Raw genomic sequence first — 21,615 nt, 5'->3', positions numbered from 1 at the left:
GCCACCGTCGGCGGCGCTAGAGTGAACATGCACGACGGACCCGAACTCTGATAGGGGAAGCGTCCGTTCGTGTGTTTGGGCGGTCTCCCTCGACCGATAATCGAGGGAGACCTGCTTATTGGGTTGGGGCCGTGCCTAGGCGATCAAGCAGCCCGGGATGCCAACACGGCCCGATACATCCCCGGTGCTACGTTTTCCACCTCGCCAAGTTGCTTCATGCGGTTGAGGGTTTTCCCCACGGATGAGCGGACCGTTGCATCCGCTCCCGGCCGTACGGCTGCCGCAATATCCGTGATCGACATCGCCTCCTGGGCGGCGCACAAGAGCGTGAGGATCGCATCACGCATGCTTCCGTTGCGCGGCGGCCCCAGGGTTCGAGGATCGGGGTCCGGACGCGCCTCATCCGCCGGCAGATCCTCGTCGGCGGCAGAATCTTCAGACGCGGCCCCCCTGGAGAGCGGAGTGGTCGACATGTCCTCGTCGCCAGTCGGCTGCTCTTCGGGGGCATCAGCGGATTCGGCGTCCTGGCACATCATCGCGCGCACCGCCTCCAGGGTGGCCAACTCACAACGCAGCGAGGCGATCAGTTCCTCCACCGCATGCCGGGCCAGGCCGACATAGACACCCTTGTCCGACGAAGACGCGCCCGTCCGGTATCCCGCCATGGTGAACTCCCAAGAGAAGGCCGGTGCCAGTTTAGTGACGGCACACTGTGGCGCGCACTGAGTTCCTGTGAGGCGCCGACAAACAGTCAGCAGATCACCCAAGTGCGCCAAGTCCAGTGGGATTTACGGCAAGACTCGGCCATCCTCGACCCAAAAAGCGACTGGTTGGAATCTTGCGATGTCGCACCGGATCCGTGTGGCGTACCGCCACGAACTCTGACGGTGTAGATTCCGCCGAAGCTCCCGGTCCCCGGGAGCTTCCGGGCGCTACGGTTCCTTCATGATGGATGTCAATATTCCGTCGGCGACCGACCCCCTGGCGTCGGTGACGAAGGCCTTGGACGTTCTCGTCCTAGCCCATGACCGGGGGGAAATCGGTGTTACCGAAACCGCCCGGGAACTCGGCATCTCGCGCTCCACTGCACACCGCATCCTGGTCACCCTGCAGCACGCGGGTTTCGTACGCCACGATCCGGGCCAGCGCGGATACTCACCGGGGCCGCAGCTCGTGCGCATGGGACTGGACGCGATCGCCCACCTGGACATCCGCCGACAGGCCCGCAGACCCCTAGAAGAGCTGTCCGAGAAACTGCAGGAGACGGTGTGTCTGTACATGCTTGACGCACCCGTCGTCCGGCTAGTCGACGGAGTTGAGTGCCAGCAGCTCCTGCGCGTCAGCGTTCCGCTCGGTCAGACCCTTCCCGCCCACGTCACAGCCGCGGGCAAGGCGCTGCTCGCACTGTGCGATCCGGCACGTGTACGCGCGACTCTCCCGGCCGTGCTCCCCGCTACGGCGGCAGCAAGCATCACCGAATGGCCTCTGCTTGAGGTGGAATTGGAGGAAATCAGAGTCCGCGGGTGGGCGGCAGACCTTGAAGAGAGCGCACACGACCTGCACGGCGTCGCAGTAGCTGTCCGCAACCGAATCGGAGAGCCGCTCGCTGCGATCGCCGTGCACGCACCCGCCGTACGACTGCGAGAACAGGACATGTCTGCGGTTGCCACGGCCCTACAGGAGACCGCCACCACGATCGCCAGGGCAGAGTGACAACGGGTGCCGGGGTGGTGGAACTTCAAGGCTCCAACGTGATCCGCCCGTCTGGGATCCATCCCTCCAGGTATCCCGTCAGCAGCACGTCCACATCCGGCAGATCGCACCGTGCGCACAACTTCGGCCACTGCTCGGGCCCTGCCCACCATGTTGCTCCCTTCCACGGCAGATGTTCAGGTGGGCCGACAGCCGCAGCGAGACGAAATATGAACACGTGTGCCTCGCGGCGGCTCCGGCCGACTGGAACAGGAACCTGAGCCCACCGGCATCCCTCGACGACGCCCCTGCGCACTGGCATCGCACCGACCATGTCGAGCAGCACTCGTGCTGCCGCCTCACGGTAGGGTTCTGCGTCTCGTGCGGGTTCTGAAGGAAGGACCCATTGGGAACGGCCCCCAGGAAGTTCATCTGCCACCAAGGCAAGCCGCCCATCTAGACTCAGTACCGCGACGAACGCGACCCGCCGCATCCTGGGAGCCGGCACGGCGGGGAGGCCCGAACCAACGACCGCGTCCAGGAAAACAGGCATGGATCGATCCTGACATGCGGCCGCTTAACCGGCCACTTGCAGTTCGTGGCAACGAGAGTTCTTCCCGGAAGTCCAGGCCACGCCTTGGTCCCGCTCTGGAGACAGCTGCGGTAATCGCATAGGGACTGCAGCCTCCGGATCCTGCCTTCAGAGATGAGCGAAGCCGCCCCGCCCCGCAGGTGCCGACCCGGGCGAAGGACGCCGTACCGCTGCGGGGACTGGCCGGGGTCCGCTGAGAATAGAGGTCCGTACGCGGTGGCGCACTGCGGAGTCGTACCCAAATGGAGAGGTTCTGAGGTGCGGCGTCCTCTCAGGCGAGGAGAAGGCGGTCGTGGTCACGCGGTGATCTGCGGGGCCGTGCGAAGAGGGGTGAGGGCCTGGCCCAGAGTGACGATTACCGCGTCCTGGATGAGGGTGGGGCGGCAATCGGAGTAAGAGCAACAGCCTGCTGACCTGGTGGCGGCCCGACCGGGTGGAGCATGCACGCAAGGTCTCCGCGAAGGTCGCCGCCGAATACGCACGCCAGGTGGCCGATGAGCAAGATAAAGACTTCGACAACATGGGCTGAAGCGGCCGGGTTGGGTGCCGGCAAGCGACGGTCAGTCCACACTCGGCCCGGCCGAAGTGTTTCCGCAGGTCGGTAGAGTCTGCAACCCGTGCCGGAAATCAACGCCGGCGAACGGTGGGCTCGAATGGAACTACTCGTCGGATACTTGTCCCCTGGGTTTGAGGTGAGAGTCCGGAGGCCCATCTTGGACGAACCCGTACCCGTGCAGCACCCGGGATGGGATCCTCTGACTTCTTAGTGATCAATCCCAGGAGGCTACCCAGTGGCAACAGCGGTTTTGGCTCCCAGCTTGCAGGCCAGTGTTGACCGATTCGCACGGTCGTTGATTGTCCCGTCGCGCCTCCTGGCGCTTCACCCCCGAAGGCGTGGCGGGGCAGGCAACGCTGCGGCACTTGCCCCAGCTATTACTTTGGGTGTTTTGTCAGCTTTTGAAGGCTTTGCAGAGGATTTCTTTGCGACGGTTCTCTATGGTCAGGGCCAGAGCTTCGCCCAGATCGTCAGGAAGATGAACCTGACAAATCCCGACATCGAGGATTTCGAGAAGCTCGTTGTCAAGGAGTTTCCGACCCTAGCCAGATGCCTCAAGGCGGGCTTCGCTGTCGATGTGTGGGCCCCGCCAGGAATCGGGGCCTCCTTCTGGAAGCCGGCCACCTTGAGCTGGGACCAGGCGAAGACTGCTGCCCAGGGGTGGATGCAGGTGCGCCATTGTCTGTCCCACGGGATGGCCAGCGGTTGGCGGAGCGAGGTGTGGCCCGGCCCGGTGAAGAACAACGTAGTGCCAGCCTCGTCGGTCCTGCGTTCCATGAAGGGCGGGAAGCACTCTCTTGCCCTGCATGGCGCTATCTCGTGTGCTCGGATCTATAGAGGAGGCGCCGAGCATCTGGCCAACATCGTGGCGAACCATCTTGGTGAGACGCTGTCCTGGACAGGGCTGCCAGATTTCGCTCTGCAGGCTGCTCCTACCGAGTAGCTCATGGTCTACTCTGCCCGGCTATCCTGGTAAGGAGAACGAGCTGTTCAGCCAGCTGAACTTCGAGCTCAGCGACCCGCTTGATGAGGAACCGAGTGTTCCCTCGCGGGCGCCCATCAGCCGCTCTTCCAGACTTCGGCGTTCGCTAGTGATTGCGCGGGTCTGGCGCTTGAGCGTAGTGTTCTCCGTCGTCATGTGCTAAACGGCGTTCGCGGGAAGATTGCTCCAGGTCGCGAATCCGGCCGAGGTGTTCGCCGATACGCTCGCGCTGAGTGCGAACCCCTCCCAGGGCCGTCTTAACGCCTTCCTCGGCGTTTAAGACGCGCTCGCGCCACGCCGCAATGAACCGGCCATCGTGCTCTCGCGGTCTTGCCCACGGCGGACACCAAATGTGTGCGGAGGCTTGGAAAAGCAAGTCTAAAAACATGCCGCTCCGAGTGCTGCGATCCCGGACGGACTCAGAACTGTTTCAGTTCGGCCAGCCAGCGGTGCAAGTACGGGAGTACCTGTTCGTGCAGGCCCTCCTGTTCGCAGCGCAGCCCTCCGTGCTCGATCATGGCAGCCACCAGTCCCTTGAAGTGACTCGGGACGGTGTCGGCCTGCTGCTGTGCCTGGTTCAGCCATCTTTCGAGCTGCGATGGTTCCTCCACGAGTTTGCGCCCGCGGCGGTACAGCTCCGCGTCCATTGCAATCGGCCGAATGCTGCGGGCGCACTTGTCCGAGAGGTCGAGGATGATGTCGATGCCCGGCGGGTCAAGGTCCCCCCAGGCCGCGATCGGCAACGACTCCGGCACGCGGCTACCTAGGAAGTGCACCAGTGCTCCAGAGGCGAATCCCTCCGTCCAGATGCAGAGCCAGTTCCTGGGGACGCTGGTGCGCGTGGCGACCGCTTCGAAAGTCTCCTGGTTCTCGATGAGGAAGATGCCGCAAGCCTGGAGGTCGAACCGGCCGTCTCTCGTGACCGCCCAGCCGGGAAGCTCAATGAAGGGTTCAGCGAGGGTGAGGTCCGCCACGAGGCCTTGTCGGTGCCATTCGGCCGGGCCGGTCATCCTCAGGCCCGTGTCGCTGGTATGGACGGCCTCGGTGAATGGGCGGCCGACCAGGTTGGAGAAGGCAGCCTTGGAAGCCTCGGTCCATGTCTTGGTTCCACCGAGTGCCAGCGCTGCCAGTTCACGCTCGCTGCACTTCCAGCCGCGATTCGCGGCACGGAACCACTCTGCTGCTGCCCGCACCGCGGCGCAGTACGTGACCCAGTGAGGAGTGGCGGCGCTGGAGCCCTCGGGAGGCACACGCCTGTTGTCGTCCGGCAGTGACGCGAGCAGTCCGTGTTCTGTGGCCAGTTCCGAAACGTCGGCGATGGTGGCCAACGTCTCAGCACGTTCCCGCATCAGTTGATAGCGCTTGCAGATCGCCCGGTACCGTGCCTGGCCGCGTTTCGTCCGGATCGGCCCGCCGGCACCGATGATCAGCATCCGGAGCGGCAAGGTGTGTCGGCTACCGCGCAGCACTGTGTCGGCGCGTGCAAGCTGAATCCCTGTCGCACCGACTGCGTCACCGAACAGGTCTATAAGATCCGCGCGTTCACGGGCTGTCATCCGAAGGCCAAGGCGGCGGTCCAGCTTTCCACCGTTGGCGATGTGCTGGCGCACGCGGGCGCAGAAGAGAGCCCCGCCCGGGCTGGCCACCCACTGCGCGAGATCGGGATGGAGGGCGAGGCGGCTTCCCATGTCAGTCAAGGTCCATGTCATCCAGTAGCCCCCCGGTCCGGCCGCATGTGGTGCCGTCCTCGTCCGTGTCCTCGAACTCCTCATCCGTCTCGGGCTCGTCGTCCAGGTCTTCGTCCTCGTCGGTTTCGCCGTCAGCCTGTTCGTCGTCGCCGAGCTGGTCGTCAGCGTCGAAGTCGAGGCCGCTGCCGCCGAGCAGCGCCGGATCGAGCATGAGATGCCGCTCGGATCCGTCCCAAATGATGGGGGTCGTGAGGACTCCCTCCGTCTGCGGGTCACGGAACAGCTGGTAGGTCGCCACGCCGGGGACCTCCTCGTAGAAACCCCATTCGTCATGGCTCGCCATGACGAAGTCGAGGTCGAGTTGGACGAGCAGTCCCATGCACTCGCCCCGCATCTCGGCGTCGATGCCGGCGAACGCCTCGTCCAGGTACACCGGGCGCGGAGCGGTCCGCGCAGCTCCCGCGTAGTGGGCCGCGGCGGCGGCGAAGAGCGGGAGTTGCAGCATGACGGCTTTCTCGCCGCCGGATCCTTTGCCGTGCATACCGGCGTCGATGTCGGTCCATCTCTGTTGCGGGCCGGTCTTGTATTGGACGCGGATCCGGCTCCAGGTCCGGTAGTCGAGGGCGATGCGCAGGTGACTCTTCCAGTCCGCTCCGCCCTCCGCCTCCCTGGCCACGGCTATCTGCCGGCCGAGGAAGGAGATCAAGTGGTCGCGGGCCTCGTCGGGCAAGAACCGGCTGGCCTGCCGGTCCAGTGTCGCCAATGCCTCCCGGGTCTCATCGCCCTTGTCAGGGTCTGGCTCCCACACCAGGCGCATGACGTGCCCTGAGGCTGTGCGGCGTAATCCGAGAAGCCTGTTCATCTCATCGATGAGCGCCTTGGCCCGCGCGCGGCGGCGGCGCAGATGGTCGCCCACCTGTCCGAGAAGGACCTCTGTGAACAGGTCGTGTTCATTCGCGTCGAGCAGGCGGTTCCGTTCGTGGACCTCCTTCTGCACGATCGCGAGCCCTTGCGCCACACTCAGGTGCTGACCGTTGTGGAACAAGTGGACCGAGACGAGCCGGTCCTCGTTGCCGGCACGTACCTTCCAGTCCGGACCCGCCAGCACGCCCTCGAGGTCCTGCCGGGCGCGGTCCACATCGTCGCGTGCTTGGTCGAGGGCACGCGGATCCGAGGGAACGTCGACGAGCTGCCGGGTCAAGGCATGTGCAGTGGCGACAGCGTCGAGGGCGTCCTCGGTCGGCCCTTCTGTGGAGACCAGCGCAAGGAATCCGAGTCGGTCGAGTTCCTGATACTGTCTGCCCCGCTCGTCCAAGGATTGCATCCGCTGCTCGACGATCCCGCGGGCCTGTGTCCACGCAGATTGGGCGAGAGTGTTCTGCTTGTTTGCAGCCTCCAGGGCTGCCAGGCTTCCGTTCTCCAGAGCGAGGCTCTTCGCGAGGCCCGCCTGGGCAAGGGCGAGCCTTTTCAACACGTCGTCGACGTCCGCCCCAACCACGCTGCGCCGCACATCGTGCTGTTGGCGCTTTTTCTTGGCATCGCGCTTGGCGTCGTCCAGGTCAGTCCCGACCAGCTTTTGATGGTCGCGACAGGTGGTCAGCAGTGCGCCGGCGCTGGTGCACTGCTCTGCCCTGGCCAACCAGGCGCCCAGCTGGCGGAAGAGGTTGCCAAGACTGGACCTGTACTCAGTGAGCGCTTGCTGCTCCGTGGCGAGCGCTTCCAGCCGAGTGTCGGTTGAGCGTAGCCTGGCGTAGCGCTCAAACTCCGCGCGTGCCTCCTTCCAGGTGATCTCGTTCGCGTCGAGCGCGGCCTTATCGAGTTGGCTTTGTGCGCTGTGCGCTTCCAATACGCGTCTGGCCGCCGACAGGATCACCTGGCAGTCCCGCAGCGGCTGATCCAAGTCGGCGACCTCGTCGCATTCGGCCAGCAGGTCATCCTGCCGCTCGGTGAGGTGCTGCTGCCGCTTGTTGATCTGTACGATCCGGCCGTCCAGTTCGAAGAGCTGATCGTCCAGCACCTGCAGCCGACGGTGGCGCTCGGCTTGGCGGGCGGCGGCGCCGATGTAAGCGGCTTGCGTCGCCGTGGTACGGCCGTGGATCGGGCCGATCCGCCAGGAGCCGTCGGTCGACACCCAATCGCCCGGCGGTTGCTCCGCGTTTGCGGGGGCGAGCGCGATAGCAGCGAGAATGCCCGTGGTTACCCGCGACGAGACTGTCTCGTGGTCGACCGCGTGCAGGACGTCGGCGAGGGAACGGCCAAGGACAGGCTCGCGGTCAGCGGGCAGGAGACTGTCGAGAGTGCTGCCATCCAGCAGGCCTCCCGCGGGGGTGACCCATGCATCCAGTACCCCCGAACCGAGCAGGGCGGACTCCAGGCCCGCCCGGGCTCCGTCGTCGATGTCCGGTGCGAAGTCAAGCAGCCGCCATAGCGGAGCACCATCGGCGGCAACGCTACGATCCCGCCGCTTGTACGTCGGGGCTGTTGGCAGGGGGTCCGTCTCCTGGGCGACGCGCAGCCGCAGGGCGGCAGTCTGGTCCCTTTCCTCCTGCAGGATACGGAGTTCGGCGACCATGTCGGATGCCTGCCGAGTGAGCAGGTCGCCTCGGGGGCGGGCGAAACGGGCGACCTCCCGGGAGAGGGTGGTGGCGCTGGGAAGGCCGAAGGTCGCTGCCTGTGCCTGGAGCTCACCCAGTTCGCCGTCGCTCAGCCGCAATTCTTGGCAGCGCTCGCTCCAGTCGACGAGCTTGACTTGCAACTCGACTATCTGGTCCGCGAGTTTCTGCTCACCCTCTTCTGCGGCTAGCTTGGCCGTCCTGCACAGCGCCCAGGTCTTCTGGAGAGCTTCGTCCGCTTGATCGCGTGCGGTCTTGGCGCTCTGTGCGGTTTGAGCCAGGACGACGGCACGCCGGAGAACGTTCGTGCGGGCTTCCACGTGGCCCAGGAGCGCGGCCTCTGCTTGCGCGGGGTCCTCACGGATAGCTGCGGCGAGCTCGATGTGGGCATCCTCGATGCGGGTCCGGGCCGCCTGCGTCAGGGCCTGCGCCTCGGCGTCCAGCAGCACGGCGGCGGCTCCTTCGAGAAGCCGGGACTGCTTGGTGGCTGCACATTCCGCCGCAGTCATGGCGGATACTGCCGTCTCCAGACGCTGTCGGAGGTCGGGGAGCTTCGCTTCCGCCTCCTCGGCCTGCTCCTGAAGCCGGGTGAGGAGTTCATGCTGATCCATCAGCGGGTCGATGCGAAGTTCATCGACAGCGATTCGGAACGTCTCGCGCTCGTCGAGGAAACATCTCCGTGCCTCCTGCCCCTCCCTCAGCTTTTTCTCAGTCTGCTCGACCTTCTCAACGGCTTTCTTACTGCATTGTTGCGCCTCGATGAGCTGAGAATCCGCCTCCGTCAATCGCTCCGCGATGCTCCTGGTCCACCCGCGCGCATAGCGGGAGTACACCGACAGAAAGGTGGACATGCCCAGTTGATGCCGCTCCTGCCGTTCCAGGTCGTCGCGGTCACGGGCCAGCTGATCGAAGCGGACGGCCAGGTCATCCAGCAACGCCGTACTGACCGGTGGCAGTCCGTTGCTCAGCATCCGGCTGAGCTGCTCGCCGTTGAAGTTCTCGCTCAACTTCGGCTTGCGCAGGACCAGCAGGAGTTCCACCAGGGCGGCCAGCTTTCCGACACCGAAGCCGAACAGGCGCTCCGCGACAGCCGTTCGGTACGCGCGCCGGTCCTCGAAGACGTCGTCGGGGCCGAGCCGGACTGCCAGTTGCTTACGCAGGTATGGCTGCCTCTGCTCGTTCAGCAGGCTGAAGTCCTGGCCGAGACGCTTGGCGGTGACGAAGAACCAGGGCTTGTGGACCCCTCCTTTGACGGACGTGCTGCCCCTCATTCCTATACCGACGGTGACGAACTCGTAGCTGCCGTCCTCGGTGACGCGCCCGTACTCGCACCAGCTGTACCCGACACGATGGCTGCGCCCTCGATGTAGCAGATTGTCCCGCATCGGGCGTGCGGTCGAGCCGAACGGGTCCAGTCGCCGAGCGCTGAGCAGCGCGTCCAGCAGCAGCGGGCTGGTCACCTCCATCACCTTGGTCTTCCCCGCCCCGTTCCGCCCGCGCAGGATCAGCCCATTGCGGTAAGAGATAAATTCCTGCTCCTCGTATTCCCAAATGCCGATGAGGCCCAGGCGCAGTTGCTGGAACCGCTCCCGGCCCGGCACTGGCAGTTCCCCGTCGAGGATGCGCTGCAGCGCGGGCGTCGGCGTTCGGTCAGTCGGCGATGCCATCGGGGTGACCTTCCGGGGGCGAGGGGCGAGCGGTCTGCGGCTTGCTCCGGCGGAGCGGCATGTCGAGATCCTGGCCGAAGAGCAGCAATGCCTCCCCGGCGATACGGGCCCCGCGTCCGGAAGGGTCGCGGTAGCGGGCGAGGGCGGGACGGACGAGTGCACCGTCCTCATGAGGGTCGGTGAGTCCGAACTGCATCAGTACGGGCACGGAATACCGCAGCACGACGGAGGCGTCCACGGGTTTGCGCTCGATGTTCGGCACAACGCGGCGGATCTGCTCCGCGACCAGACCCGCCAGCTCGAAGAGACGGTCGTGCCTCACGATGAAGCTGCCTGTCTGCCCCGGGACGGCCTCTCTGGCCAGCAGGTCGGCCAGGGCCAGCGCCGCCACTGAGACAGCGCTGGCCGCAGGGAACTCGATGTCGGAGAAGCGGGAGTCGACGATCGCGAGGCCCTCGACCCGCACCTCCACCCGGGTGTCGAGTCCGAGGACGAGTGCGGCCACCAACTCCTCTCGGTGAACCGGCAGGTACTCTCTCTGGTCCGGCGGCAGGTCATCCACGTAGACGACCGGGTCGTCGATCAGGCGTCGCATGAGTGACTGCCGAAGCTCGGTATCGGTCCTGGCCCCGCTCCCGGGGTCCCCTTCGGTGACGCGCAGCAGCGTATCCGGGCCGTCGGCCTGACTGGGTGGGACTGGGCAGACCACGGCGGAGGCGGCCAAGCGGTGGTCGACGTCGTAGACGGCGTTACCGCGGCCCGCGACGTAGGCCTGTTCGGAGTCTGCTGTGACGCCTGCCTCCCGGGGAGACCGCAGCACGCCGCCCTCAGCGAGGAGCCGGAGCGCCGCGACCAGATCGCGGCGCTCCCGCGTCGAGGTGGCGTCGAATCTGCGCAGACCGCGGTGCGCGGTGGTGAGTGCGGTCACGCGGTCGGCGAGCTCGCTGATCACGGTCTGCCCACCGCAGTCGACCAGGACCGCCAACAGCAGGCAGTACAGCGCACACTGCCGCGGGGTGGGGACGATTGAATCGGGATAGCGTCCGGGATCCTCGGGGATCTTGAGCAGCCGTATCAGGTCGCGCTCGACCACCAGCGGCCATCCCAACTGCCGATCGAACCAAGCACGCAGTTCCTTCTCGTGCCGACGGGCCTGATCCACCAGCCGCCTGTTCCGGCCCTCGCGCCGAAGCACGGGGGTGTGCAGCAGAGCGCGAACAACCTCGCGGCGTTCGTGACCCTCCTGCCCGGTCCAACCCATCACCGGCGCTCACGCTCCTCCACCAGCAGCGTTAGCTCGAAGTCCCGCGTGCTCAACACTCCGCCCCGCAGCTCCACAGCGGCGGTCTCCCCTTCCGCCGCAGGCACCAGCGTTATCAGCAGGCGGCCGTCAGGGGTACGCGTGCGCCGGATTCCTCCGCTTCGTTTCCGTACCGACAGGACGAGTCCCAGACAGGTCAGGAAGACCTCCGCCTCGGCGGAATCCAGCCGCCCGAGCTCCGACAGCCGCACCGGGCCTCTGCCCGCAAGGGACTGCTCTGCAGCTTCCGTCGTTGCATGCTCCTGCTTCTGCCGGGCGGCCAGCAGGCTCTTGGCGCGCCGTGGATCGCGGACCCGCGGCGGGGGTCCCGCGTGCGCCCGAGGCCCACGTGAGCGCAGCTCTGCCGAGACCGGAGCTGGCTCACTCTGCCACCAGGCGACCTCGGGTCGCGCATCGCAGTCGTCCTCGAATGCACCGGGATGGCCCAGGTGCCGGGAGGAGTAGGAGCCGAAAGCCGTACGCCACAAGGAGGTGGTTTCGCGCCCGCCGCCGGTCACGTCGAAGCCGTCGAACCAGCCGGCCAGGGCCACCAAGTCGGCCGTCCGACTCGCCCGCCGGAACCGCTGGTCGTTGATGTGCCCGACGGTCATGACGATGAAGGCGATCGCATCGGAGGCCCGGTCGAGCAGCAGCTCGGCGACCGGAAGACGCTCTCCGGCAGCCACGAACCAGCCGCGCAGGCCCTCCCATAACTCTCGCATTCGCTGCGCCTCGCGGACGACGACCTCTTCGTGGCTGACACCCAGGACGGGCGCGGCCTCAAGCGCTGCCATCTCGGTGAGCCGGGTCAGGAGCCCCGCCTGCTCCGACTGAATGATCAGCTTCGCAATGGGAGCAGCGCTCTGGTGCAGGACGACCGTGAACGACTGCAGATACCCCACCACGACATTCTTGTAGGCAATAAAAACCTCAGGGTCCCGGATCTCCTCCGAAGCCAACGAGCCGTTGAGGCCCTGCACGAAGAGCTTCGCGTCCTCCGACAACCGCACGAATCCCTCCGTCGTGCGCCGGAAAGCGCCGAGGGCGCTGCTGAGGTCGCCGTCCTCCTCACGAATGGCCCGCAACAGTGCCGCGAGGGACGAGAGGACCTCCGGAAGCATCGAGGCCTGCAGCGAGCCAGCATCAGACATGTCCTCGTCAATCCGGCTCATCTCGCGATGGACCCGGGCGCCGGCTGAGGTCAGCTGGTATAGGTAGTCTCGCTGAAGGTACTCCTCGGGCGTGGTGGTATGCCGGGTGTTATGAATCCGGTTCACGTTCCGCCAGCCGTTCAGGTCTTCGAGCAGGCCCTCGACTGCCGGAAGGGCCTCCAGCAGGTCCGGTTCGCTTGCAAGCTCGTCCTGAACCCGCTGCCTGATCTGCGCCGTGCTGAGGTGGACGCCGAGTCGGGCCTCCTCGTCCAGCAACACATCCAGAACCAAGCGATAGAACAGCGTCTTCTCGTGGTTGAGGTAGGCCACGATCTTCATACGCCCGCCGAATGCGGCCACGTGCGTTACTCCCGCCCCCTGGTCACACACATCGAGCCCCCAGATGCCACCAGGCGCCGCTTACGCTGCGAGACTCTCGTTCACGGAGAGTACAGCGGGCTCCGGCGCCCACGTCGCCTGTTGGTAAAACGGCCCGTCTGTCAAGGCTGGCGAAGAGTGCTACGTGCCAGCGCGTTGGCAGTCCGCTGGATCGCATACGCAGCGAGCGCTGGAACCCGTCGCGAGGTATCGAGCTGGTGGAAATCCTGACCGTGCTCCGCCATCTGACGGAACTGGAAGTAGATCAAGCGACTTAGCCAAGCGCATGGTAGAGCCTCACGGATGAGCCGAAGATGGGTCCTCAATCCGCTTTGGGAGCTCCTGCTGGGCCGGGCGTTGCGCAACCTGCCGGGTTTCCGGGCAGGACACATAGGCTCCCGTTCCCGGCCTTCGGTCGTTGATCGGGCCGTGGGTGCCGGGCCGCTGCATGGTGATCGTTTCGGCTCGTGGGGGTCTTGGTGGCATGTAGGAGAAGGCGCCGTCCGCGTCGTGGGAATCGGGGACCCTGCTGCCGGCCTCGATCTGACGTGCGACTGACGGTTGTCGGGGAATGTTCGACGACACTTCCATGATGTACACACTGCAACGAAACGCTTGCGTTGTGTACGCCGTCAACATTCGACTCATTGAAGGCATTTGAGCTCGCGTGTACGGTGGGTGGCATGAAGGAACACGCCGCGCCACCGGCCGGTCCGCTGGTCACCGGCTCCGAGGTCGCTCGGCTCGCGGGAGTCACCCGGGCCGCGGTCTCCAATTGGAGGCGTCGCTACGACGATTTTCCCGCACCCGCGGGCGGCGGTGCGAACAGTCCTCTCTTTGCCCTGGCCGATGTGCAGGCGTGGCTGGGTCGGCAGCATAAGGGACAGGGTGTCTCCGATGAGGTCCAACTGTGGCAAGTGCTGCGGGGGGCTTATGGCAACGAGATCATCGGAGGGCTCGTCGACGTCTTCCGCTTCCTTGGCGGCGGGGAGCCAGCTCCAGGGCTCACGGAGGAGGCGGTTCGGTTGGCGCGGGAGGCGGCTGCGGGCGCCTCGGTGGCCGAACTGGTCGGCTCCCTGACTGAACGCTTCACCGACTCGGTGCGCCGGGCCGGATCGGATCAGGTCACTTCGCCTCGCGTTGTCCGTGCCGTGCGCCACTTCGTAGGCGAGGTGGCGAGTGACACGACGATCTTCGACCCGGCCTGCGGTATCGGGACGCTCCTTCTCGCCGTCGGCCCCGAGCGGGGGGCCAAGCTGTACGGGCAGGAGTCGGATGCGCGGAGCGCGGCTTTCGCGCAGCTGCGCGCCGATGTCACCGACCGGACCGGCGTCACCGTCGCCATGGGTGATTCCCTGCGAGACGACCAATGGCCTGATCTCAGAGCGGGACTTGTCGTCTGTGATCCCCCGGTGGGCGTCACCGACTGGGGTCGGGAGGATCTGCTCCTCGACTCACGCTGGGAACTCGGCACCCCTTCGCGAGCCGAAGGTGAACTCGCCTGGCTCCAGCACGCCTACGCACACGCCGCTCCCGGCGGCCGCGTTCTCATGGTCATGCCCGCCTCGGTCGCCTACCGCAAGGCTGGTCGCCGTATCCGCTCCGAACTCGTACGGCGTGGCATCCTCACCCAGATCACAGCTCTGCCATCCGGTACTGCAGCCTCGCATTCCCTCCCTGTTCACCTGTGGCACCTGCGCCGTCCGGAGTCTCCCGATGACATCCTGTCGTCCGTGCGCATGGTCGATCTGACCGCGAGCGACCCTGAGGGTTCCCTTGAGGCTGGCCCCGGCCAGGTGGCGGACGTGCCGCTGATCAGCCTGCTGGACGATGCCGTGGACTTCACTCCCGGCCGCCACGTAAGGGAGTCCCATCGCGACTATGCGGCCGAATATCACGACTTGCGGAGGGAGCTGGCACAGCAGGTACGAGGGATCGTGAAGCTTCTGCCGACGTTGGAGGTCGGCGGCAGCCCCAGTTCCTTGGACGGCCCCACCGTCAGTGTCGCGGAGCTCGCCCGCGCCGGTTTCGTTGAGTACACGGATCCGGAACCGGTTTCGGTGAGCGACCAGCTTGACACCGACTATCTCCAGGGATTCCTGCGCAGCGCGGCGAACACCCGTCGCTCCACCAGCACCAGCGGCACCTTTCGCTTCGACGGCCGGGGTGCTCGCATTCCTCAGATGGACATCTCCGAACAGCGCCGCTACGGAGTCGCCTTCCGCTCGCTCCAAGAGTTCGAGGAGCGTATGCGAAAGGTGGCCGAGCTGAGCGAAGCCGCTGCCGTACTGGCGCGAGAGGGGCTTGGGAACGGCGCACTCATTCCTGAGGATTGACAGAATGGGAGGTGGGTTCGCGCTCCCGTTTGACTAACCGTCATTTCCTGTGCGGTACGAAAGAGCTGGCCGAACCGCTCCACGACACAGCCAGGGCCTCCCGGGCCCGCGTGCACGCCACAAACAGCAGGCATCGCTCCCGTAGCAGGTCCGAGTCGTGCTGCAGTATGTCCACGTCGGCCGGTGTGATTTCGCGCGCGAAGGGCACCGCGCTCGCCGTCACCCCGAGGACAGCAACACATCGGAACTCCAAGCCCTTCATGGCGTGCATGGTGGCGAGCCGCACTCCCTCGACGTCCGTCCCCGGGTTGTCCTTGACCCGGACCGCCGGCACCTTGTCCTGGGTCAGTTTGTCGTACACCTTGTCGAGGAGCAGGTTGAAGCGGGCGCTCACACCGATCTCGGCAGGCCGGATGCCCTGGGCGATCCAGCCTTTGACGCGTTCCGCCAGTGCCGCGACCTCAGCCTGCTCGGAACCGTACCCGTCCACCTGGGGCGTCCGGCCGTGCAGCAGCGAGCGGTAGCCGGCCAGGGTGTCACTGCCTTCGCCGCCCAGTTCGGCGACCGACACCGGGCTGAGAATGCCGGTCGACCAGACGAGGATCTCCTCCGTGGAACGGTAGTTGATACGCAGACGGCTGGTGCGCCCGGCCACGAGGATCCCCAGCGAACCCAGGGAGACCTTCGAGTCGTAGATCCGTTGGTGCGGGTCGCCGGTAATGAAGAGGTCGTCGCTGCCGGACGCCACCGCGGCACGCAGGACGCGCCACTGCGCCGGATGCAGATCCTGTGCCTCGTCGACCACGATATGGTCGTACGCCGGTGTGGACCGGGCCAGGAGCTCGGCCGCACGCGCGCACACCTGGAGGTGTGTGCTCGTTCCTCGGCCGCGCAGCATCGAGGTGAACAACTCGACAGCAGGCCACAGTTGCTCACGCCGCGCGGGCGACAGCGCGCTCCCGCGCCCTCGCCGGGACGCGGCGCGGTAGCCATTCAGGTCGCGTACGTCCTGAGCAAGGATGACGTGCCGGTACTCCTGAGCCAGGAACTGCTCCGTCCAGGGCAGCCCGAGCTCTTTGACGACACGCTGCCACAGCTGCCGCTCCGCCCGGTCGTCGATGGGGGACGGGGCCTTGCCGTCGAGGCGGGTCACGACTCCGTGCGCGTAGGCGTTGACCGTCGTGACCTCCACGCGGTCGAGCAGCGCCGAATCGCCGTCGAGGAGGAGAGCGAGGTTCTCGCGGAGTGCGGAGGCCAGTGCATTGGTGAACGTGGTGAGCAGGACGCGGGCCTCGGGCGAACGCGCGAGGAGGTGCTTGACGCGGTGCAGTGCCACGACCGTCTTGCCCGTGCCGGGACCGCCCGTAACCTGCACCGGACCGCCGTACGACACCCGGTATGCGACACGGCGCTGCGATGGATGCAGGAACACCCGCCAGGCAGCGAACGGCTTCTCCAGAATATCGGTCAGTTCCTGCGGTCCGGTGACCAGGGTGATACGGCTGACGGTGTTGGCGATGGCCGAGGCGAGGTCCTCGTCCGGCTCGGGTGCCGCGTCGGCGGGACGGCGCACGGCGACCACGTCCCGGTACACCTCCTCGGCGCTGAACCCCTCGGCGAGGTACTGCAGGGCCTCGAACTGGTCCTCCGGGAGCAGCGTCCCGAACGCCTCCAGCTGCGGCTTGTCGATGACGGTCCGCACCGCCCGCAGGACCTGGTCGTCAATGCCGAGCTCGCGCAGCACGGTGTCGGAGTACTTCGTGAACAGCAGTGAGGGCGCCGCGGCAGCCGCCTTCTCCAGGGCAGGGGTCAGCTGCTCGATCGCGACCGCGTTGCGCACCTCAAGGCCGCGCGTCGCGGAGTTCGTCGTGTACAGCCGCTTGGCCGCCCAGGTGTAGGCGTCGTCGTGCGGGACGACATTGACGAGCAGGAACACGTCGCTGCCGTCGTCCGGCGCCAGGACGACGCCCCGCCAGAAGTCGTTGATGCGGATGGTCCGCATCCGTGGGTCGCGAGCATTGTTGACGGACTCCAAGTGCAGTCCCTTGTCCGCGTGCAGAGCGGCCACGGTGAGGTGCTGGAACTTCTCCATGGCCTTGCGCACGCCGGACTTGACGGGCTTCTCCAGGACGTCGTAGCTCTCCCAGAAGCTGTTGGCGAACGCGAGCTGCGGCACGAGACGGACTCCCCACCCTGGAAGGACACTGCGCAGTCGATCATACGCACGGAGTGGCGGTCAGCCGCTGGGCCACTGTCGCGATGTCCGCGAGCAGCCCGGCCGGCCCTTGGTCCAGATCGAGGGCGTGCTGATGGATGACGACACCCGCGTGCCGGACCTGATGCGCGGCGTGCGCGGCATTCCCTTTCGCGTACACCAGGTGGCCTTCCCGTAGTCCCAGGGCCGTGCAGTAGGCAAGCATCTGGTACAGGTCAGCGTCCGGATAGCCGCCCCGTTTCTCGGCTTTGTACTTGGCATCGACCACGGCCGATGGAACGCCGTCCGCCTCGTAGAGCACGAAGTCCGGCTTCATGCGGATCGCGGAGGCCTCGTCGAGGTGGTGCGGGTCCTGGAGGCGGGCGGTGCGTACCGAGCCGCGGAACGCCTCACGGAGGGCGACCGTCACGAAGTCCTCGAAGAGCTTGTTCATGTCGAACAGGAACCCATCGATGTGCAGACCACCCGGCGCATGGTCGGCCGATGCGCCGTCCAGCACGGCACGGGCCAGGTGCAGGGCACGGTGGTAGCGGGAGTTGAGACGCGTGGGATGCCAGGTGGGGATCGGCTGGCCGCGCACGATCGCCGTGACGTCGGCCAGGCGGGCGCGCTGGTGCAGGAGCTTGCGGCGCACGTCGCGCGGCACCTCGGGCAGCCGCAGCAGGCGTTCCACAGCCGTGCGCAGAATTCGGTTCTCCGCGATGTCGGTGGTGAACTCGTCGTACGCCACTTCCACGGGAATCGCAGCCCCGAAGTGGCGGCGGATCTGCTCGGCCTCGCGGATCCGTCCGCGTACGACAAGAGCGGTCTCCTCCGTCGCCCGGTATCCCTGAAGAAGGCTCTGCCGCAGAGCCCGGTCCACCTGCCGTTCCACGGCGTGGGCGAGCGCGGGCAGCAAGTCCTGGTGGGCGGCCACCTCCACCTCCCCGTCGCGCCAGTTGCCGCGCGGATCGAGGCTGTATCCGAGCAGAAAGAAGAGGCGGGCGATGGGCACCTTGGGTGTGACGCGGACGGTGACCGGCGCGCCGCCGCCCGGCACGGTTACGGCCACCGCCCCGACTTTGCTGCCCGCCCGCAGCAACCACTGCCCCGGCGTGTAAGGGTCGGGGGCGGCATCCACGATGCGTCCGGCGGCGAGAGCCCGGCCGATCGCGTCCGCTAGCGGCACGGACCTGGCCGGCGCGTGCTCGACGAGCTCTACGGTGGATGCGGATGTGGGTGCGGAGGTCACCTCAACAACTCTCGCAGCGCAGCGAGCCCGTACCGCTTCTCGATGTCGATGCCCTCCCCGTAGTGGTGTTCCTCCAGCAGCGGCAAGATCTTTGTCCGCCAGGTCCGCTCCAGACCACCTTCCCGATAGACCCCCTTCTTCATCAGATAGGAAGGACCGATCCGGAAGTCGGGATCATCGATACGAGAGTTGAGTGCGTCGAGCAGATCAGCGGGCTCAGGACCCCGCATCTCCCTGGCCAGCCAGCGCCGCAGCAGCCCGCTCGTCGGTTCGGTGCGTGGAGACAGCTCCACGAAGGCGAAACGGCGCCGCATCGCAGCGTCCACGAGTGCGATGGACCGGTCGGCGGTGTTCATCGTGCCGATGACGAACAGGTTTGAGGGCAGCGCGAAGTCATCGCCCGAGTAGGGAAGCCGGACCGACTTGTTCCGGTACTCCAGCAGGAAGTACAGCTCACCGAACACTTTCGCCAGGTTGGCGCGGTTGATCTCGTCGATGATCAGGAAGTGTGGGATGTGGCGGTTGCCCTCACGGGCCGCGAGGTCACGCAAGTCACGCAGCGGCCCGGCGGTGAGCCGGAACGCGACCTCCTTGGTGTCCGGGTCCTCTCTCGGCCGGAAGCCCTCGATGAAGTCCTCGTACGCGTACGCCGGATGGAACTGCACGAGCTGCACCTGCTCGGGCCCGCCGCCGAAGAACTCGGCGAGCTTCAGCGCGAGATACGTCTTGCCCGTGCCCGGCGGACCGTACAACACGAGCTGCCGCTCGTCCGCCAGCAGATCACGCACCTCGCTCAGCCAGGCCGTGTCGTGCACCAGAAGCTCGGTGGCCAGCTCGTCCGTGGGCTCGGGCAGCTCGGGCTCACGACGCGCGGTAATCGCCGGGATTTCCACGCTCGGGTCACGCTCTATGGCCTCTGCCTCCTCCGCCAGCTCCTCGTCACTCCTGCCGAGCCCTTCGACGAGAGCTAGGACGGAGGTGAGGTCGACCACGTCGTGCTGGACGGAGAGCTTCTGCTGGAGTTCCTCCGGCAACGCGTCGTACGGGACTCCGTCGAGACGCCAGCCGGCCCGCCGCCGCAGATTGGACAGGCCATCCTCGGATTCGACCTGTTCGGCGTCACCCGAGACCGTGCCGATGAACAGTTGCCCGTTGGAGATGGTGCACACCGTGTCGCCGTGTCGCATCTGGGTGAGGAAATAGTGCAGCTCGTCGATCATTGCCTGCTTCTGGCCGTAGGAGGCGCTCGCGTCGTAACCCTCTTCGACGTACCGCCGCAGGGCACTCTTGGTCGGCCCTTCCCCGACCCCCTGCGGCAGGTGCGAGGCCGCCCAGAGTGACCCACCCCTCCGGCAACCACAGCCGCTTGACGAGGTCGCGGCCCGACACATTGGAGCCACGGACCAGCCAGGCCTTGCGCGGGGTGCGCCAGGAGGAGCCGAGGTAGTCGACCAGGGGGAAGCCTTCCGCGGTGCGCCACTCGGACAAACCATCGGAGCTGCGCCCCGTTACGACCGAACCCGCGGCCGAGGGGGAGTTGCACTCGATGTCCCGGGTGGTCTCCAGGTACCCCGGCCAGCGTTCCGACTCATGGATGCCGTCGTCTGCCACCAGCCGGTCCCGCTGCTCCGCGGCGTGGCGACCGATGCCGGGCAGCGTCTGGGAGCGCACCGGCGAACCTGCGAGCACCAGGAACTTCAGGCTCCCGTTCATTCCCTTCTCGGGCAGGACGCGCCCGCGAGCGTACGGCCCTTCGTTCGGCAGCCGCAGCCGGAACTCCGGGTACTCCCTACGCTCGTCGGACATCGTCGCCACTCTCCTTGGCCTTGGCAGAAGATCTACCGAGAACGATAGGGACTCCCGCTGTCAGCCGGGTCTGATAGTCGCCGCGAGGCCGGGCGACCAGTGCCGCCGGGGCGCCGGCCCCCTGGGGCGGTACGCCGCCTCGCGTCGGGCGTGAGGGTGGTCGCGGTCGTGAGGTTCGCGGCGCGTTTCTGAGGTGAGTCGTCCCGGTGGTCACGTCCACCGCCGGGACACCGGATCAGTGAAGGTCGGGACCGCCCGCCTCGGCTATCTCGTCGAGCAGACTGATCGCCTCATCGGCATGGTCAGGGACGTCCGGGCTGATGTCGGGAAACGATCCGGATGCCTCCTCGTCAGCGAGGTGAGGGTACTTCTCAAGGAGGAACCGCCGCCGGTATGCCATCTCGGCGGCGTCGACGATCCCCTCCAGAGTGGTCCAGTTGAGGGTGCCGCCAACGACGATCCCGACTGCGGGTACGGCCTTGCCGAGTCCCTTCTTGGTGAGGCGAAAGCTGAATGCCTTCGCGAACTGCGAGGAGACCTTGGCGACAACCGTCTCGTTCAGGACCTCCCACGTCTTGCCGCGGAAGAGTGCTTGGGTGAGGCGCGAGATATCTGCCATCGCGGCGTTCTTGGCCGTGGCCGAAGTTGCCGTCCCGACGTTGACCACAGACATCACGAAGAGCTTCTCGGCAGGCTCTTCGGGGTCGTAGCCGTAGAACAGCGAGACCTGGCCGACGGCACGGGAGGCGAGTCCGAGGACGACTGCGGCGTCGGCAAGAAAGGCACCGGTGATCGCACCTCCCGAAGGCGCTGCCGCGGCGCCGGCGGAGGCGGCGATGACGAGTTCTCCTCCAGAGATCACAAGTCCCGCACCAGCTCCCGAGAGCGCCGCGGCGGCCGGGTAGTACCAGCCCGCCGCTCGTCCGCGGACTGCGTCGACCTGTTCGAGATCGAGATGGCGCAGGTCTGAGAGCGATGCGACGTCGTGCCCGCGCTTCTTGTGAAGCGCCACCACGCGTTTGGAGGAGAGTCCCGCTCGCGAGGCCCGCCCCACCGTCTGCCGTATGGACTGGACGGCAGTGCCACCCCAGTCCGGGAGAGCATCGGCGGCTCCACGCGCTCCAGCGCCAGCCTTCTGAGCACCCTTGGCGACGATCCCCTGTCCACGTGAAACCGCCGACTTGGCCCGCGGGTGGTTCTCCAGTTGCTTCGCGGCACGCTTGCCGAGTTCCGAGAGGCCGTTGGCCACTTGGTCGCCGGCGTTTCTCATTGCTCGGGACAGCGGGCGGCCCTTGAATTGTTGGACGCCACGCCAGGCGTCGAGCTCATAGTCAGAGGGCAGTTGATCGGGCTGCTGCAGGTGGTGCGGGTTGCTCATGGTCCCCCTGAGACGTGGATGGTGATGCACG

At 66.4% G+C, this 21,615-nt stretch carries 11 protein-coding genes and 1 pseudogene; 3 read left to right on the top strand and 9 right to left on the bottom strand.

Annotated features, from left to right (window positions below; all coding sequences use genetic code 11):
- Positions 1 to 143: 143 nt before the first annotated feature.
- Positions 144 to 665, bottom strand: a complete 522-nt coding sequence (locus C6N31_RS23700; protein WP_198358120.1) for a hypothetical protein — start codon at positions 663 to 665, stop codon at positions 144 to 146.
- 280 nt (positions 666 to 945) lie between these two features.
- Between C6N31_RS23700 and C6N31_RS23695 the strand changes: the two genes are divergently transcribed.
- Entirely contained in the window at positions 946 to 1,713 is a 768-nt protein-coding gene (locus C6N31_RS23695; RefSeq protein ID WP_198358119.1) for an IclR family transcriptional regulator, read from the top strand.
- A gap of 1,518 nt (positions 1,714 to 3,231) precedes the next feature.
- The gene (locus C6N31_RS23690; RefSeq protein WP_232485549.1) at positions 3,232 to 3,783 is read left to right on the top strand and encodes a hypothetical protein; all 552 of its coding nucleotides are present in this window, start codon (positions 3,232 to 3,234) and stop codon (positions 3,781 to 3,783) included.
- 458 nt (positions 3,784 to 4,241) lie between these two features.
- On the opposite strand, the gene C6N31_RS23685 is transcribed toward C6N31_RS23690, so the two are convergent.
- From C6N31_RS23685 to C6N31_RS23670, 4 genes are read right to left on the bottom strand one after another with little or no spacing between them, the layout of a single operon-like run.
- Positions 4,242 to 5,531: a Wadjet anti-phage system protein JetD domain-containing protein gene (locus C6N31_RS23685; RefSeq protein WP_198358118.1), complete on the bottom strand. Its 1,290-nt coding sequence runs from the start codon at positions 5,529 to 5,531 to the stop codon at positions 4,242 to 4,244.
- Positions 5,512 to 9,789, bottom strand: a complete 4,278-nt coding sequence (locus C6N31_RS23680) for a TIGR02680 family protein (RefSeq protein ID WP_198358117.1) — start codon at positions 9,787 to 9,789, stop codon at positions 5,512 to 5,514. Before C6N31_RS23680 ends, C6N31_RS23685 begins: the two co-directional genes overlap by 20 nt.
- Positions 9,773 to 11,050 (bottom strand): TIGR02678 family protein, encoded by a 1,278-nt coding sequence (locus C6N31_RS23675; RefSeq protein ID WP_232485563.1) that lies wholly within the window; start codon positions 11,048 to 11,050, stop codon positions 9,773 to 9,775. The genes C6N31_RS23680 and C6N31_RS23675 overlap by 17 nt, the downstream gene beginning before the upstream one ends.
- Positions 11,050 to 12,600, bottom strand: a complete 1,551-nt coding sequence (locus tag C6N31_RS23670) for a TIGR02677 family protein (protein WP_198358115.1) — start codon at positions 12,598 to 12,600, stop codon at positions 11,050 to 11,052. Before C6N31_RS23670 ends, C6N31_RS23675 begins: the two co-directional genes overlap by 1 nt.
- A 701-nt stretch (positions 12,601 to 13,301) precedes the next feature.
- Between C6N31_RS23670 and C6N31_RS23665 the strand changes: the two genes are divergently transcribed.
- Positions 13,302 to 14,954 carry an N-6 DNA methylase gene (locus tag C6N31_RS23665; protein ID WP_198358114.1) on the top strand — a complete coding sequence of 551 codons (1,653 nt, stop codon included), beginning with the start codon at positions 13,302 to 13,304 and terminating at the stop codon, positions 14,952 to 14,954.
- 40 nt (positions 14,955 to 14,994) lie between these two features.
- Here the strand turns inward: C6N31_RS23665 and C6N31_RS23660 are convergent, their stop codons facing one another.
- The 4 genes and pseudogenes from C6N31_RS23660 to C6N31_RS23645 all read right to left on the bottom strand — a co-directional run bounded on the left by C6N31_RS23660 (position 14,995) and on the right by C6N31_RS23645 (position 21,584).
- On the bottom strand, positions 14,995 to 17,130 hold the full coding sequence (locus C6N31_RS23660; RefSeq protein ID WP_198358113.1) for a UvrD-helicase domain-containing protein: 2,136 nt from the start codon (positions 17,128 to 17,130) through the stop codon (positions 14,995 to 14,997).
- A 40-nt stretch (positions 17,131 to 17,170) separates the two neighbouring features.
- Positions 17,171 to 18,400: an McrC family protein gene (locus C6N31_RS23655; RefSeq protein ID WP_198358112.1), complete on the bottom strand. Its 1,230-nt coding sequence runs from the start codon at positions 18,398 to 18,400 to the stop codon at positions 17,171 to 17,173.
- Positions 18,397 to 20,206 (bottom strand): annotated as a pseudogene (locus C6N31_RS23650) (DUF4357 domain-containing protein). Before C6N31_RS23650 ends, C6N31_RS23655 begins: the two are co-directional and overlap by 4 nt.
- Before the next feature lie 235 nt (positions 20,207 to 20,441).
- On the bottom strand, positions 20,442 to 21,584 hold the full coding sequence (locus C6N31_RS23645; RefSeq protein ID WP_198358111.1) for an EcsC family protein: 1,143 nt from the start codon (positions 21,582 to 21,584) through the stop codon (positions 20,442 to 20,444).
- Positions 21,585 to 21,615: the final 31 nt, after the last annotated feature.

This window comes from Streptomyces fildesensis (assembly GCF_016107395.1).
GTDB lineage: Bacteria > Actinomycetota > Actinomycetes > Streptomycetales > Streptomycetaceae > Actinacidiphila > Actinacidiphila fildesensis.
Note: the sequence above shows the minus strand (reverse complement) of the source record. Positions and strands in the feature narration are given on the sequence as shown.